Here is a 434-nt window from a genome sequence, read left to right as displayed (position 1 = left end):
CGAACTTCCATTTCTACTAATTCAAGAAGCTCTTCATCATCAACAAGGTCACACTTGTTAAGGAATACAAGAATGTAAGGTACACCAACCTGACGAGAAAGAAGGATGTGTTCACGAGTCTGTGGCATTGGACCATCAGTCGCTGCACATACAAGGATCGCGCCGTCCATCTGAGCAGCACCAGTAATCATGTTTTTAACATAATCGGCGTGGCCCGGGCAGTCTACGTGTGCGTAGTGACGAGTTGGAGAATCGTATTCTACGTGTGAAGTATTAATTGTAATACCACGTGCTTTTTCTTCTGGTGCAGAGTCAATTGCAGCGTAGTCTTTCGCTTCGCCACCGAATTTCTTCGCACATACAGTTGCAATTGCAGCTGTTAAAGTTGTTTTACCATGGTCAACGTGACCGATTGTGCCCACGTTAACGTGTGG

Annotated in this window: 1 protein-coding gene; it reads right to left on the bottom strand. The window is 45.6% G+C overall.

Annotated features, from left to right (window positions below):
* Positions 1 to 434: GTP-binding protein (locus tag ACF8FD_RS03305; protein WP_392453158.1), on the bottom strand; the 434-nt coding region annotated here is incomplete at both ends.

It is taken from the genome of Acinetobacter sp. TYF_19 (assembly GCF_043105125.1).
GTDB lineage: Bacteria > Pseudomonadota > Gammaproteobacteria > Pseudomonadales > Moraxellaceae > Acinetobacter > Acinetobacter johnsonii.
The sequence above is the reverse complement of the archived record's forward strand: the minus strand, read 5'-3'. Positions and strand labels throughout refer to the sequence as shown.